This is a genomic window from Engelhardtia mirabilis, assembly GCF_007748095.1.
GTDB lineage: Bacteria > Planctomycetota > UBA1135 > UBA1135.
In genome coordinates, this window is the sequence record NZ_CP036287.1 from 735,153 (window position 1) to 749,381 (window position 14,229).

At 72.8% G+C, this 14,229-nt stretch carries 6 protein-coding genes; 2 read left to right on the forward strand and 4 right to left on the reverse strand.

The features are described 5' to 3' along the window. The first annotated feature begins 43 nt into the window (after positions 1–43). Positions 44–2,506, forward strand: coding sequence for a CHAT domain-containing protein (locus Pla133_RS02750; RefSeq protein WP_145062180.1), 2,463 nt, complete (start codon positions 44–46; stop codon positions 2,504–2,506). Between the two features lie 125 nt (positions 2,507–2,631). Here the strand turns inward: Pla133_RS02750 and Pla133_RS02755 are convergent, their stop codons facing one another. Next, on the reverse strand, positions 2,632–4,530 hold the full coding sequence (locus Pla133_RS02755) for a hypothetical protein (RefSeq protein ID WP_145062182.1): 1,899 nt from the start codon (positions 4,528–4,530) through the stop codon (positions 2,632–2,634). 311 nt (positions 4,531–4,841) lie between these two features. Next, positions 4,842–5,156, reverse strand: coding sequence for a putative quinol monooxygenase (locus Pla133_RS02760; protein WP_145062184.1), 315 nt, complete (start codon positions 5,154–5,156; stop codon positions 4,842–4,844). A gap of 86 nt (positions 5,157–5,242) precedes the next feature. On the opposite strand from Pla133_RS02760, the gene Pla133_RS02765 reads away from it, so the two are divergent. After that, entirely contained in the window at positions 5,243–6,586 is a 1,344-nt protein-coding gene (locus tag Pla133_RS02765) for a sulfatase-like hydrolase/transferase (RefSeq protein ID WP_145062186.1), read from the forward strand. Between the two features lie 18 nt (positions 6,587–6,604). On the opposite strand, the gene Pla133_RS02770 is transcribed toward Pla133_RS02765, so the two are convergent. Together Pla133_RS02770 and Pla133_RS02775 are read right to left on the reverse strand one after the other, a co-directional pair. Further along, a complete protein-coding gene (locus Pla133_RS02770) occupies positions 6,605–10,480 on the reverse strand; it encodes a glycosyltransferase family 2 protein (protein WP_145062188.1) in 3,876 nt (1,291 codons plus the stop codon). Next, entirely contained in the window at positions 10,473–13,739 is a 3,267-nt protein-coding gene (locus Pla133_RS02775) for a glycosyltransferase (RefSeq protein ID WP_145062191.1), read from the reverse strand. The genes Pla133_RS02770 and Pla133_RS02775 overlap by 8 nt, the downstream gene beginning before the upstream one ends. Positions 13,740–14,229: the final 490 nt, after the last annotated feature.

Consider the following 14,229-nt stretch of genomic DNA (forward strand, 5'->3'; position numbering starts at 1 on the left):
AGGCATCGGCGAGACTCGCCAGGACGCGAGCCCGCCGCCCTCGGTGGGGCAGTTGGTGTACGAGCTCGGTCCGGGTGACGACCCCGACGCATGGGGGCGCATCGGAGATCGCTGGACCGAGCTGCGGCGGGCAGGCGACGACGTCGCCGAGCAGGAGCGCGCGATCGAGTTCTTGCAGTTGGACCTGCTCTTGGCCGAGCGACCCGAGGGCGTGCTCGCGAACCTCCCGTCATCCACGGAGCTGCGCGCCGACGCGCGCGAGCGGGGCACCCTTCTGGGGGCCTACTACTCGGGCTGGTACTGCCGCACCCTGGCCGAGGGCCTGTTCGCGGCCGGTCGGCTGGACGCGGCCGATCGAGTCCTGGGCTGGTTCCTCGAGGCCTTCAAGGACGACTCGCAACTGCTGCTGGTCGCGCCCGAGGTGCACTTCGTGCGCGCCGAGGTGGCTCGCAGGTCGGGCGACTGGGGCAAGGTCGACAAGGAGCTCGTCGCCTGCGAGGAGACCCTGACGGCGATCGGCGATCCGGCGGCCATGGGCCCCGACTTCGCTCGGGGCCACTACGCCGTGCTCTCGCGCCTGCGGGCGGCCCAGGCCCAGGTCTTCCTGGAGCAGGGCCTGGTCGACCGCGCCAAGGAGCCCCTCGACGAGGCCCGCAAGCTGGCCGGGGACGTGGGCGTGCCGAGCGCTCTCGAAGCCGCGCTGCTGGTCGACATCGACCGCCTGCTGTTGATCGAGAGTTTCGATCGTGTGCGCGACCTCGTGGGCAAATCGCGCGTGGACCCCGCCTTTGGGCGCCTCGCAGGCCTGCTCACGGCGGTCGACGGACTGGCCAGTCTGGAGCTTGCGCGCGAGGGCAAGCTGCCCACCCACGAGGCGGTCGAGCTGATTCGGGAGGCCTTGGGATCCGACGAGCTCGGCATCCCCGATCGAGCGGCGCTGCAGATCCACCTGGTCGACGCGCTCATGTTGGACCAAGCCGGCGGCGCGGCGAGCGAGGACGGCGCGGCGCAGATCCGCGAGTCCCTGGCCGCGGCGCGGACCTTGGAGCAGCAGACGCGGGGAGTCGACGACCGGCCCCTCGAGGACGCCGGCCTGCTGGCTGCGCTCGAATGGCGCTACTGGCACCCGCTCAGCTGCGACGGGGACTGTCTGGGGACCTGCGACGGCGCCTGCGAGCAGCAAGCCGATGCGCGTGTGCGGCTCGACCGCGCCCTTGGCAACCTGATCGGCTCCTGGGCTTCGACCCCGCCGCGCCCCGGTGGCATCGGCTTCCTGCACTTCCACGCGCGTCGAACGCGGGTGTTGTCGGCGGCAATCGACGCGGCGCTGACCGGAACCACCGCTGAGGACGGCCACGAGGCGGCCCTGCGCGTGCTGATCGAAGTGCAGACCCTCGGCTCCCAAGCGCGGCAGCTCGGGCTGGCTGCGCCGAGCCTGGAACAGGTGCGCTCCTCCATGCTGGTCGAGGGCGAGGGCTGCCTGGTGTTCCTGCCCGCGGTCGACACGTCGCACCTCTTCGCCTTCGATCGCCAGGAACTGAAGCACTACCACCTGCCGGCCGTGGACGAGCTCCAGCCCTTGGTCGCGGAGGCCGTCCGCGCGCGGGCTCGCGCCGACGGGCCGCAAGGCGAGGCACTCAGCAAGGCCCTCTTCCCCCCCGACCTGCGCGACTGGGTCACCGACCACAGCGTCCTGACGCTGGTGGGTTTCGAGTTGATGCCGAACCTGCGCGTGGCCGAGCTGCCCGGCTGGGTCGGACTCGAGACCGGTGACGGCGAGCGCCCCGAAGCGCTGCGCCACCGGCCCTCGTCCCGGGAGCTAGGCGCCCTGCGCGCGATCAGTACCCAGCCTTCCCTGCCGGTGGGCTTCTACCTGGCCCAGCGCGCGGCCGTCGCGAGGACCCTCGCGGAACAGGCTTTGGTGCTCGCCGTGAACGCCGACCCCCAAGGCTTCTCGGCCTTGGAGGTCCTGCCCTTCGATGACGAGGCACGCGCCGAGCTCTGCGGCCCCCTGGCCGATCGCACCCGCTTGATCGAGGCCGCCACGCGCGAGGACCTCGAGGACCTCACCGGCCAGCACCACCGGATCGTGCACCTGTTCTGCCACGGGGTCTGGGACGGGAAGGAGGAGCGCGGCGCCGCCCTGGTCCTGGCGGGGGAGGACGGTCCCGAGCTGGTCCATGCGGGCGACCTTCCGGCGCTCCACACCGACCTGCTGATCCTGTGCGCCTGCGGGTCCTCCCGCGGTCCGGTGCGCCTGGGCGACGACCAGTCGGCGACCCTCGGAGGGACCTCCCTGGCCCGCGGCGCGTCCTGCGTGCTCGTCGCCGACGGTCGGGTCGAATACCGCGCGGCCCTGGTGATCCTGGGGCGGGTCACGACCGAGCTGGCCGCGGGCAGCTCCCCGGCCGAGGCCCTGCGCCTGGCGATCGCCGCCGAGCCGGTCGCAGCCCAGCGGGCGCGCTTCAGCGTGTTGGGCCTGGGCCATCGAGCGCTGTTCCCTTGAACGCAGCGAGCCGAGTGGGCGCGGCCGGCGCCCACTCGGCTCACACGTGGCGCTCGCCCGACGGCGCTCGCCCGACGGCGAGACCGCCGGGCCTCGCGACTCGAGTCGCCCGAATCACGGCTGGATCAGAGCGTCGTCGTCGCCGGGCCAACGGACACCGCCGGAAGGGTCGGGACCTGACCCGGAGGGAAGGGGGGCGTGCGTTGCATGGGGACGTACGCTCCCAAGGCCGTTCCCGCGCCCGAGCCGCCGCTGATGTCGACCTCGGTCAAGAGCGTGAACTCGCTGTCCGTGATTCCGCCCTCGGAGAGCATGTAGCTGGACAGGGCGCTGAGGCTGTACGCCGCCGGGAAGTCTTCCCACCTAATCGTCCAGCCGCCGGTGAACCAGCGACCGGGGTTCGTGATGGTGATCGTCGAGCCACTGACGTCGGCCGTGACGAAGCGGTAGCGCATGTAGTAGTGCCGCTTGTTCGTCCAGAAGTAGCCGGTCTGGATGTCCCCCGGGTCGATCACGGTGCTCCCGAGCAGGGTCTCGAGATCGCCCAGGACCAGCACCTGCGCCGAGCCCGTCGCCAGAGGATGCACGGCGTGGTAGAGCAGGTCCTCATCAACGTAGTTGTTCAGCGGGTCGTCCTGCACCGCGAGCAGCACTTCGATGTGCGTCTTGACCGGATCGGTCACCGGGACGTTGAAGGCGAACTCGAGCTGCCCGGCCTCCGGGGGGGTGGTCGTGGCGTCTCCGGGGGTGAAGCCCGACTCGGTGCGCGCGATGTCCGCTGAGCTCTCCGGTTCGCCGGTGGTCAACTGCCGTTGGAAGGGCGCGCGCAGCCAGACCTCGATCGTCCCGGTGGTCGAGACCATCTGAACGATGTCCGCACGGCCGGCGCCGTCCAGGTCCTCGAAGACGGGGATCGCCAGGTTCCCGGCGCCCGTGCCCAGCCCCGCGGAGCTGAGCGGGATCACGTCGTAGGCCAGGTCGCCAGTCGTCGTGAACCAGGGCGCCGTCCCCTGGTTGATCAGGACCACCGCGGTCTCGTTCTCCTGGTGGGTGATGAACAGGTCGTCGAGACCGTCGTCGTTGTAGTCACCGCCGGCCGAGGTCACCGGCTGGACGTCGATCGAAGTGCCGCACAGGTCGAAGTGCGCCAGGGGCCCCACGTGGACGGTGAGCAGCTCCACGACGACGACCTCCGACGCCGACTGGCCCAGCTTCGGCCGCGTCCAAGCCAGGAGGTCGAGGGCGCCACCGGTCTGGATGCGCGCGATCTGTCCGCGAAGGGCCGCGTGGGCGAAGAAGCGCACGAAGGACCCGTCGGGCTTGTAGATGGTCATGCCGTCCTCCGCCAGCACCGCGATCTCGAGCGCGGCCGGGCCCGCCAGGTTGGCCCACTCCACGGTCTCGATGTCGAGCACGTCGTCCGAGGCGGTGAAGGACGTGGCGACGGGCGAGGCGCCGTCCGCGTCGAGCATCACCAGCACGGTCACACCATCGGCAGCGAGGGCCACGACATCGTCCTGGGCGCCGTCCTGGTCGAGGTCGGCCGTATGCAGCATGGTCGCGGAGTTCCAAGCCGTGCCGACCGAGAGGGTGTCCAGCGTGTAGCTCGGCGAACCGGTGAACGTCATGCGGTGCAGGCCGTACTCGTCGGCGACGAGCAGGCTGTCCTGCCCTCCGAACATCGGGTGACGCAGGACCTCGATATCGGTCGGCGCCGCGGCCACCAGAGGGATGTCGTACATCGCCGTCTGGAAGTGCAGGCGCGGCAGATAGACCAGGTTCGTGCCGACCAGACCCACGAGGTCGATGCCGTCGGGGTCTTCGGTGCCGTCGAAGTTACCGGCGATGATGCGGGTGAAGTCCGCAGCCGCGCCCAGGCCCGAAGCCGGCCAATCGACCGAGTTGGTCGGGTAGTAGTCGAGGCAGGTCTGGGTCGGGTTGAGTCCGCCCTGTGCTGCCGCGCCGTTGATGAGTGCGAGCGCCGCAACGGCGACGGGTGCAAGACGGAGTTGGATCAAGTTCACGTCTGAATCGATGTTCGGGAGAGGTGGAGGCGAGGGAATGCAATCTCCCCCATGCCGAGGCTCGATCCTAGGCGCGCGGATCCTTCGACGCCGGGTCGCTGCAACAGGAAAGAAATCGCTCGATCGCGCAACCGAAGCGGCGCCTCGAAACGCTCGGCGAGGTCACCTGGCATCCCGGTACCGTGGGGCCCGTCGGCCCCGCGCGAGGCCGCCAACGGGCTGCCTGCAGTCGACCGACATTTCTCTGCGATCTGTGCCCCGCGCTCTTCGCGGGGCAAACCGGACGGCGGACTCGGCGTCGCGCCGTCGCCTCAGGGCTGCAGCAGCAGGTCGTCGAGCACCTCGCCCGTCGCGACCACCGAACTGCTCACGCCGTCGGGCTCGGCGGAGTCGGTCATCATCTGCGCGCCCTCGGGGTCCACCGGCGCGCCGGCCATGGCCGCCTTCCAGGCTTCCTCACTGGGCCACAGGGCGTAGGCCACGAAGCGCCCGTCGTCGGTGCGGTGCAAGCGCGAGCCGAAGCTGCCGTGCTCGCGACGGATGGCCTCGGTGACGCGGCGCCAACCGGCGCGGAAGCGCTCCTCGCGCCCGGGGATCGCCTTCCAGGCGTAGATCGCGGCGTACATGGGCCGGAGTCTGGCGCGGGCGGGTGCGGGCCACAAGGGGGGCCGTGCTATGGTCCGCCCGGCGCCGGTGGGCGCCCGGAATCCCCATGCGGACCTCCCCTCCCCACGCCAGCCCCAGGGCGGTCCGAGCGGCCGTCGCGGCGGCCCTGGCCGTCATCGTCGCGGGTCTGGTCGCTTGCTCGCCGCAATCGCCGGGGGAGGGCCGGGACGCCGCTGCGACCGCGCCGGACGGCGCGCCCAATGTGCTGCTCGTGGTGCTCGACGACGTCAGCGTCGAGGAGTTGACCACCTACGGCGTGGGTTCCGACTGCCCGTCCCTGCCGACGATCGAAGCCCTCGCCGCGCGCGGCACGGTCTTCACCCGCGCCTGGACCAATCCGGTCTGCTCGCCGACCCGCGCGACGATCCTGACCGGCCGGTACAGCCGGCGCACGGGGATCGGCCAGTCGGTCAAGCCGAACACGCCCGCCCTGGAGCCGAGTGAGGTTCTGTTGCCGGCCATGCTGCCCGAGTCCTACAGCTCGGCCATGATCGGCAAGTGGCACCTGTCGAACCGCGAGGGCGGCCTCGACGCGCCCGAGCGACACGGCTTCGACTACTTCGCCGGGCACCTCCACAACTTCACCGGCACCGACACCTACAGCAACTGGATCCGCGTCGAGTCGGGCACGCGGGCCCCGTCGACGGACTACGTCACCAGCGTGCAGGTGAGCGATGCGGCGGCCTGGATCGCTACGGCCCGCGCGCCGTGGTTGTGCGTGCTCAGCTTCACTGCCGGCCACAGCCCTTGGGACGAGTACCCGCCCGAGGGCCTGCATACCGAGCCGCCGCTCAGGACCAAGCGCAGCTACTACAAGGCTGCTCTGGAGGCTGCGGACGCGGAGCTCGGCCGGCTGCTCGAGGGGGTCGACCTGACGCGGACCCTGGTGATCGTGTTGGGCGACAACGGCACGCCCAAGGAGGTCGTCGAACGCTCCCGCGATCCCGAACAGGCCAAGGGCAGCGTCTACGAGGGCGGCATCCACGTCCCGCTGATCGTGGCCGGGCCCGGCGTCGCGGTGGGGCGCAGCTCCGCCCTGGTGCACTCGGTCGACCTGGCCGCGACCATCGTCGAGCTGTGCGGCGGCGACGCCTCGACGGCCCTCGATTCGGTCAGCTTCGCGCCCTGCCTGGCGGATCCGGCGGCCATGGGCGCCCGGCACTTCCTGTTCGCCGAGTTCTTCCGCCCCAACGGCCCCGGGCCCTACGAGGTCGAGCGCTGCGCCGTGCGCGGCGAGCGCTTCAAGTTGCTGCGCCTGGGTCTCCACGACCGACTGGTCGACCTCGAGGCGGACCCAGGCGAACGCGAGAACCTGGTCGGCGACGAGCGCTACGCCCGGGTCTTGGCCGAGCTCGGCGCGGAGCTCGATCGCCTGCGCGCGCTGCGCTGACCGACGTGGTCCAGGACACTAACTCGCCAGAGCCCGGGGCCGGCGAGCCTCGAGCGGGGTGTCGTGCAGCCGCTCGGCGCTGACTCCCGCTTGGGCCAGGAGCAGGCCCTGGCGGAAGGCGATCTCGCGCACGCGCTCCACGTGGGGGCGCAGGGCCTCGGCCTGGGCGCCGCGGCGGGCCTCGTCCTCGATCGGTGACGACGCGGCGGCCACGGCTTCCACCAGGCGTTCCAGCTCCGCCTCGCTGCCGATCATGTCGGCGGCCAGGCGCGCCCAGAAGGCCGGGTCCGCCGAGTCGAGGCCGGGCTCGATCAGGCTCGCGTCCCCGTGCTTGCGCGCCATGCGGGCGATCGACCAGCCCAGAACGCGCTGGCGCCGCGCGAAGCCCCGCACTTCGAGCTGGTGGTCGTGCCCCGCCCGGGCCTGGGGCAGGTAGCGCACGCGCAGGTTCAACTCGCGCTCCATCCGCAGGCCGAGCTCCGAGTCCTCCGCGCCGGCGAAGGGCAGCTCCCCGTCGAAGCCGCCCAGGCGCTCGAGCACCTCGCGGCGCACGGAGATGTTCCCGGTGCAGAAGGCCAGGCCCTGGTAGAGCACGCCGGCCTTCATCGCCGGTTGGGCGAAGAGCATGGTCGAGCGCTCCATCAGCTCCGCGAAGGGGTCCTGGCGGCGGCGGCCGATGAGCGGGAAGGACCCGAGCACGGCGTGGGGCACGACGTCGCCGCGTTGGGCGGCCAGGTGCGCTGCCAGGCAACCCTCGAGCGGGATCGCGTCGTCGTTGAAGAAGACCACCACCGGGGCCCGCGCCGACTCCACACCGCGGTTGCGCGCGGCGCCGGGTCCGGCGTTCTCCTGCCGCAGCCAGCGCAGCTCGAAGGGCCAGGGGCGCGCCTCGATCAGCTCTCGGGCGGGTCGCGTGGAGCCGTCGTCGACGACGATCACCTCGAAGCGATCGGCGTCCAGGCTCTGGTTGGCGAGCGCCAGCAGCAACTGCCCCAGCTCGCGCGGACGGTTGCAGGTCGGCACGACCACGGACAACTCGGGCCCGCTGCCGAGCGCCGCGCGCTGCACGGGCTCGCTCTCCCGCGCCGGCCCGAAAGTCGCGAGCCACTCCTGCGCGAGCGCCGCGCTGTCCAGCAGCTCCGTGTCGACGAAGCGCAGGAGGGCCTCGGGCTCGCCTCCGACGATGGCGGTGACGTCGATCGAGCGGCGCAGGCGCAGCCAGTCCCAACGATCGTCCAGGGGGCCACAGACCAGGTCGAACTCGACCTGGTCGCCCGCCGGGAAGTGCTCGTGGTAGGCGCGCTCCAGGGCGGCGTCGACCTGGGCTCGGTCGCCGTCCCGCGCCGGATCGAAGCGCAGCACCAGGGCCACGCGCGGATCGCGCAGGGCCGCACCGGTGATCGCGAACAGGCGCGCCAGGCTCTCGGGATCGTCGTAGCGCGGCCAGGCCAGGATTCGCCGCGGCCGCGTCGTGGTCAGGGCCACGGGCTCACCCTCGTTGTCCACGACCTGGTCGAGTCCGGTGAGCCCGGCCTCGCGCAGACCCTGGGCGGTGCCCTGCAGCCACCACTGCCGGTGCAGCTCGCGCGTCAAGTTGCCGAGGCTCGAGCAGACCTGGGCCGCGAACTCGTGCTCGTCGAAGGCCTCGAGCGCGCCCAGGTCGGTGGTCGCGAGGGTGCGAGCCGCGGCCTCCGCCGCAGCGAGCCTCGCCGCGTCCCACTGCTCGTGGGCCACCATCGCCAGGGACTCCGGCTCTCCCTCCCAACGCGCGCGCACCGCTGGGTGGCGCAGGAACAGGCGCACGAACGCCCGCGCGACCATGGCTTGGCGCCGCTTCAGGTAGTCGAAGCCGAAGCGGTCGTCGTGCCAGGCCCGCGCGCGGTCGTCGTAGAACACGCGGTAGCCCAGCTGCTCGAGGCGCACGCCCACGTCGGTGTCCTCGCAGCCGTAGTGCTGGAAGGTGCGGTCGTAGCCGCCGCATTCGCGCAGGGCCGCCAGGGGCACGCTGACGTTGCAGGTGTAGAAGTGCAGCGCGTCGGTGAACGACTGGGGCTCGAGCTGCGAGTAGCCGAAGACCTCCCAGGAGCCCTCCAGGTGGCGCAGCAGGGCGTTGTCGAGGGCGGCGGGACGCTGTTCGAATGTGCCCAGCACGCAGACGCGTTGCTCGCCCAGCCGCGCGTGGGTCCGCAGGTGCCGCTCGACCAGGTCCGGGTGGGCGATGGTGTCGTCGTTGACCAGCAGCACCAGCTCGCCCCGCGCCACGGCCAGGCCACTGTTGCGCGCCGCCGCCAGCTTGCCGTTCTCGCGGTGGACGACTCGCGCGGGGATCGGCAGCTCTAGTCCGTCGAGCAGCTCCGCCGTGCCGTCCGTCGAGCCGTCGTTGACGAGCACCAGCTCGAACGTGCCCGGCGCCAACTCCTGGCGGGCGAAGGACTCCATGCCGCGCACCAGGGTCTCGCGGCGTTGGTAGCTGCAGCACAGCACCGACAGGGCCGGAGCCGTGTCCGCGGGCAGGGCCCGCGCGTCGAGGGCCAGCAGGGCGCCGTCGGCGGCTGCCTCGGAGGCGGCGGCGCGGAAGTCACGGAGCTCGACCAGGGTCGTCGGCAGCTCCAGGTGCCCCGCCTTCGAGGTCGCGCGCGCCTGGGCCAAGAGGGCCAGCTCGGCGCGCCGGAAGGCAGCGCGCGGCGCCTGCAGGAGCAGCTCGCGGCGCAGGGTCAGGGTCGCCCACCAGAAGGCAGCGGGCACGTCACCCATCTCGCCCGGGTGCACGCGGTCGGCCAGGCGAGGGCCATCGACCAGGTAGAGGTCGGTGGTGACCAGGTCCAGCTCCGGATGGTCGCCCAGGGCCCGCGCGGCGCGGATCAGGCGGGTGGGCAGGTCGGTGCAACGCGGGTCGACCAGGGCCAACAGCTCCGCATCGGTGGCGGCGGCCGCCCGGGCCAGGGCCGCGCCGCGGCTGGGGCAGGGCTCGTGGACGACGGTCGCGCCCTCGAGTTGCAGTCCGCCCTCGAACGAGGTGTCGACGACGATCAACTCGGCCGCGACGCCGCGTTGGGCCGCGACCCGCGCGCGCAGGGCGGCCAGTCCGGCCAGGTCCGCGCCGTCGGAGAGGGCCACCGCGGCGATGTGCGGCGCCGGCGCGACAGGCGGCGTCGCCCTGGGCGTCGCGGTCGCCCGGGCTCGCAGCTCGGCCAAGAGGGCGCGGGCTTCGTCGGCCGCGGCGCCGCTCGAGTGGTCCTCCACGGCCGGCCGCGGAGCGAGGGGGTCGAGGACGTGGGTGGCCACGGCACCCGCGTGGTCCGCGAGCTGCTGGGCGCCAGCGCCGTGGATCAGCTCGTCGAGCTCCACGAAGTGCCATTCGGCCCCATCGTGCTCGGCGGCGGCGAGCAGGCCGCGGTAGGTGCGCAGCCAGTGGCCCAGGTGGTCGGCCTCGGCGTGCATCCGCTCCTGCGGATCGAAGGCGCTGGAGTCGACCAAGGCCGCGACGGTCGTCGCCGGATCGCGGAAGACCACGACCCGCAGGGCCGCCGACGGCAGCTCGCCATGCAGCGCGGGCCAGGCCGCCGCGAGGCCCGGATGGGCCAGGCAGAAGGGCTCGGCGGCGACGATCCGCGCCAGGTCGTCCCGCGCGGCTTCGTCGACGACGATCGGCCGCTCGGGCCGGCGAGGCGCGAGCCAGGCGCGACCCGCGGCGGTGCGCGGGCGAGGGGCCGCTCCGGGTCGCAGCAAGCGCTCGAGCAGTGCGTCGAGCGCCGACGAGTGGTGCACGCCCAAGGGCTGGCGCAGGCTCGGCGGCACAGGGTCCGGACCGACCGAGCGCCCCGCGCCCACCAGGGCCGCGGCGCAGGCCGCGATGCCGCTGCCGCCGCAGCCGAGCACGATCACACTACGCATGGGCCGGGACCCTCCAGTCGCGCGCGGGCTCGCGCAGTTGCGCGGTGGCGAGCGCGGGGAGCGCCAGCGACCGCAGTCGTCGTAAGCCGGTCGCGAGTTCGTCGGCGCGGGCGCAGCGCTCCAAGCCCTCCGCCCCCGCGACGGTCCGCCCGGAGGGCAGATCGAGCCACAGGGAGCAGGCGGCGGCGAGCTCGCCGACTTCGTTCGCGGCGCACTCGTGCAGGACCACGTCGAGCGCGCGGTGCGCGCCGTGCAGGGCGTCCAACATCGGCCCCAGCTCGGCCAACAGGGCGTCGGTGGGGGCCTCGTCCGGTCCGTGGGCGAAGACCAGGCAGGCGTCGCCCGAGTCCATCAGCGGCTCCGCCAGGGCAGCCAGGGTCGCGGCGTCGGTCACGGTCGACCAGTCCGGGCGACACAGCACGCGCCAGGTGAACTCCGTCAGGGGAGCCACGGGCGCGGCGCCACGCCACGCACTCACGTCGACCTCGGCGCAGCCGGCACCAGCGGCGATGTCGGCATCATCCGGGTCCGAGTCGCCCGCGGCACCGATCCAGCCGTCGCAGGCGGCGAAGACCCGGCCGACCTCGGCCCAGGGCAGCGCGGCGTCGAGCAGGGCCAGGCGCGGCGCGCGGCCGTGCTGCGCCGCGCGCGCCAGGGCCGGCGCGACGGCCTGGCGGATCGCGTCCGCGCCCGGTCCGAGGTCGCCTTGGTTCCACAGCAACAGCGTCTGGTCGTGCTCGTCCTGGCGGGCGACGAAGCGCTCGACCAGGGCCAGCCAAGCGGTCTCCCCGCGGCGCACGCGCAGAAGCACCGACGGGCCCTCGACGCCGGTCAACTCCAGGGGCACCCGCGCCAACAGATCCTCGAAGCGGTGCGCGCCCTGCTCTTCGAAGCCTTGGATGAAGCCCTTCCACCACAGGGGTCCGTTGTGGAGCTCGAAGGCGCCCTCCAGGCGATGTTCGATCTCGACCCCGAGTTGCCCCAGCTCGGGGCTCGACCGGCGCAGGGCGCCGGTGTCCAGGGCGCCGAGGCTGCGCACCACTCGACGCAGGGGATCCAAGGCGGCGACGCCTCGCTGCAGGCGGTCGCGCACGACCTTCTCGTCCGACCAGTCCATGGGCAGCCAGGGTCGGAAGGCGCGCGGATGCTTGGCGAACAGGCGCGCGTGGGCGCGGGCCACCAGCGGATTGCGCCGCGTGATCGTCGCCTCGTCGACGCGGTGGCGGTGCAGCGCGCGGCACTCGGCGCGGTAGACCAGCGGGACGCCCATGTCCTCGAGGCGCAGGCCGAGGTCGGTGTCCTCGCAGCCGTAGTGGCTGAATTCGGGGTCAAACCCGCCGATCGCGCGCACGGCGTCGAGCGGAACGCTGACGTTGCAGGTGTACAGGTTGCCGCCGCCGATCTCGGCGCCATCCTCGAAGCCCACGTAGCCGAACAGGTGCGTGGTGCGCTCGAACAGGTCGAGCAGGGCGTTGTCGAGGGCTTCGGTCGGCTGGCGGAAGTGCCCCATGATCGCCACCGGTCGGGCCAGCTCCGCGTGGGCCGCGAGGTGGCGTTCGACCAGGTCCGGGTCGGCGATGGTGTCGTCGTTGACGAACAGCACGAACCTGCCGCGGGCCAGGGGCAGGCCGAGGTTGCGCGCGTTGCCCGCGCCGCCGCCGCCCTGACGCAGCACGGTCAACTGCACCGGCAGCTCCAGCGCGCGCAGCTCGTCCACCAGCGCCAGCTCCGAGTTGTCGTCGATCACGATCAACTCGAGCGCCGAGGGCGGCAGGGTCTGGTTGCAGAAGGACTCGAGCGTCTCGAAGATCGCGTCGGGACGTCGATGGTGGGCCATCATCACCGAGACCAGGGGCGCCTCGTCGGTGTCGCGGCCCTCGAGCGACAGCCGGTGCTCCTGCGCGGCCGTCTCGGCGCGGGCGTGGGCCAGTTCCTCGCGGTCGGCGAGGGCCAGGCCTTCACCGACCAGCCCCAACTGGCCGTCGCGCGCCCAAGCACCGACCAGCTCCCGCAGGGCCGGCCGGAAGGCGCGGCGATCGATCGCCGCCAGGGCCTCCCGTCGACAGGCGAGGGTCGCGATCCACAGGGGCCAGGCGTGGTCGAGATTGGCCAGGGGATCGACGCAGGCTTGGAATTGGCCGCCGCGCCCGGTCTGTTGCAGCAGGCAACGCACCGCGCGCTTGGTCGGATCGCGCTCCAGCTCCGTCGCGCTACGCAGCAGCCGGTGGGGCAGGGCGCTGGCGCGCGGATCGACGAAGGCGATGGTGGGGGCGTCGGAGGTCTCGGCGATGTGGGCCAGGCTGGCGCCGATCGAGCGCCGCACCAGCCGCGTCACGCGCGCGCCATCGAGCTCGAGGTCCTGCAACCGCGTGGCGTCGACGACCCAGGTCTCGACCCGCACCCCGCGCTGACCGCTGAGCTGCTCGAGGGCCTGGGGCCACTGCTCGCGGTTGTCGTCGGTGGCGATGCCGACCACGGCGACGAGCGGCGCGTGCTCCGGCGCGCCCACGCGGATCGACAGGGACTGTGACTCAGGGCGGTGCCCGGCCAGGTCGCAGAGCTGCGCGTAGAGCTCGCGCAGTTCGGGACCGAGCTGCGCCGTGTCCGGCGAACGCCGCAGGCCGCGTTCGGGGAAGTCGAGGTCGACCGGCGCGTCGAGGAACTGGCCCAGGCGCTCGAGGCCGGCGCCCGACAGGGCCTGGTCGTAGTGCAGGAAGAGCAGCGTCTCGCCCGCGGCGTGCTCTTCGACCAGCCGCTGGTAGAGGTCGTGCCACAGGGCCAGGGCATCCGCCCCGTCGAAGCGCACGTCGGCCAGGTACTCGGCGCTGGCGCACTCCTCCACGATGCTGCGCGCGGTCAGCTCCGGATGGCGGAAGACGCACACCAGGCCGGCGTCGCCCAGGTGCGGCTTCCAGGCCGGCAGGGTCCAGGAGAAACGCGGGTCCTTGTAGGCGAAGGGGCGATGCGCGCAGGCGGCGGCCAGGCGCGCGTCGAGGTCGGGGCCCGAGGCCAGGCGCGCGCCCGCGGGCAGGCGCGCCAACCAGCGTTGACCGGCGCCCAGCCGCGGCGAGGCGGGCACCGCCGGAGCCATCAGCTCCTCGTTGAGCCCGTTGATCTCGGGCGCCTCGAAGAAGCCCTTGGGGTTGCAGGCGCGGGGGGCGTAGAGGTCCTGACCCAGGAAGTACCCCGACCGCGCCAGGCTCCCGGCGACCATGCTGGTGCCGCTGCGGCCCGAGCCGAGGATCAGGCAATCGCGCACGGGTCGGCTCCTTGGTCGGGTCGGTTTGCGCCCGCAGGGGTCGGACCGGCGACCCGGACCCGGCGGCGGACGGGGACCAGGGCGATCTGGGCCAGCTCTCGCTCGGCTCGCGGGGCATCGTCCATGGGCGGACGATCGACTCCCCGCGGGCTGCGCCTGAGGGGAGCGGGGGCGGGGCTCCCGCCCTTGGGTCGTCATGGCCGGGTCCCTTGCGGCGCGCCGGTGGCGCGCCCCACTCCGGGGGAGCTCGATCCCCGTGGATCCGCCTCAGGGCTGATCCCGAGGGCTCTCGGCGGGGGACGCCGCGCCGGCCCTGCCCGCTATCGCTCCACCCCGCCTTCCCAGAATTCGCCTTCCCAGAATTCGCCGTCCCACAACCCCGCCGTCCCACCGGGGACTCCCCAGGGGACCGCAGCCGACCGGCTTCCCTCGAGCCGCGCGCGACCACGCGCTCGAAGCGCCGTCGCGTGACCCTCCATCCTTCTTCCGG

Bases quoted from the DNA above. Each gene is read 5' to 3' on its own strand.
- Pla133_RS02760 (WP_145062184.1), bottom strand. From the start codon at position 5,156: ATGTACGCCGCGATCTACGCCTGGAAGGCGATCCCCGGGCGCGAGGAG.
- Pla133_RS02765 (WP_145062186.1), top strand. From the start codon at position 5,243: ATGCGGACCTCCCCTCCCCACGCCAGCCCCAGGGCGGTCCGAGCGGCC.
- Pla133_RS02770 (WP_145062188.1), bottom strand. From the start codon at position 10,480: ATGCGTAGTGTGATCGTGCTCGGCTGCGGCGGCAGCGGCATCGCGGCC.